Origin of the sequence: Kitasatospora sp. SolWspMP-SS2h (assembly GCF_003259315.1) — a bacterium.
Lineage (GTDB): Bacteria > Actinomycetota > Actinomycetes > Streptomycetales > Streptomycetaceae > Kitasatospora > Kitasatospora fiedleri.
Window position 1 is genome coordinate 1 of the sequence record NZ_QLLT01000068.1, and the last position, 1,185, is coordinate 1,185.

At 64.4% G+C, this 1,185-nt stretch carries 2 protein-coding genes; one reads left to right on the top strand and one right to left on the bottom strand.

The features are described from left to right. Positions 1-480, bottom strand: a 480-nt coding sequence (locus tag K353_RS36420) for a hypothetical protein (RefSeq protein ID WP_233534000.1), incomplete at its 3' end; no start/stop codon positions are given. A 241-nt stretch (positions 481-721) separates the two neighbouring features. Here K353_RS36420 and K353_RS36425 point away from each other — a divergent pair. After that, a complete protein-coding gene (locus tag K353_RS36425) occupies positions 722-1,039 on the top strand; it encodes a hypothetical protein (RefSeq protein ID WP_233534001.1) in 318 nt (105 codons plus the stop codon). The last annotated feature ends 146 nt before the right edge of the window (positions 1,040-1,185 follow it).

The window sequence follows — 1,185 nt, forward strand, 5'->3', positions numbered from 1 at the left end:
CTGGAAGCCGTAGTCGATCCGCGACAGGTACGAGTCCCGCACGTACTTCGTGTTCGACGCCCCGTTGTTCTGCCCGTAGAAGTTGCTGTCCTGCGCGTACCAGTAGGACATCGCGTTGCCGCGCACGTCCTTCACGTAGTCCAGGTGCCACTTGTAGGCCATGGTGCACACCGAGGCGTCGAAGCCCGAAGCCTTGTAGCACGGGTCGCCGGAATGCGCGGAGTACACCGGCATCGAGTCCACCGAGTTGGTGACCGCCTTGCCCGAACTCCACCCCGGCAGCTGGTTCCGGCCGAAGTAGTACACCGTCCCCGAACGGTCCGTGACCGTCCAGTAATCCGTGTTGTACGTCCCCGCCCCGTTGTTCGACCCCGTGACGTGCACGACCTTCGCGCCGTCCTCGTTCGACGAGGTGAAGGTGCCCTTGGCCGAATCCCACACAATAGCCGTGGAGGAACCGTTCAACGACAGCGTCAGCACTTGGCCCGCATAGCACTGATCACCCGTGGACTTTGGCGACGCCGAACCCTCCGGGTCCTCTGAACAAGGCGTGAACGTCTGCTCGATAAAAGAGTCTGGAGTGGACCAACCATCACCGACCCACGACGCCTGCGCCTGCGTGCTTGCCGTCTTCCCATCCACCGCGGCCGAGTTATATGCCACGGCCAGCTTGGGGTCCAGAACCGTCGAGGACCCGGGAACGCTGATGGGGTAAGAGTAGGTGAATGCGCCTGACGAACCGCCGCCTGACCAGGTACTACTGGGGCTCAGTGTGCTCGCGGCGTACGAACCGGCTTCTGATCCCGCATCGCCAGACGAACTGTCGACAGCCAAGATCATCTGCGTCTTTGATGAGGCAGCTTGTCGCACCGAAGCTTCACTGGTCGACAAGAGAACTGATGGCACCGCCCGCGAGCCGGACCCGGCATCAGCAGCCGTCTTGTCGACGCCCGTCGCGGCAGCGGCACCCAAGTCGACTTCGGCCGAGACGTTCTTCCCCGCCGCGTCGCGCTCGGTGGTCAGCGGCGTCTTCACCTGACAGGCCGCCACCTCAGGTGTCGTCAGCGCACACGCCGGCAGCGACACCAGATGCAGCCGCGAGGCGTAGTTGCCGCCCAGCGCCTCCGCGAACGACGAGTAGTCGACGCCGACCCGCGCCTTCCCGCGCACGTCACCGCCGTCGAC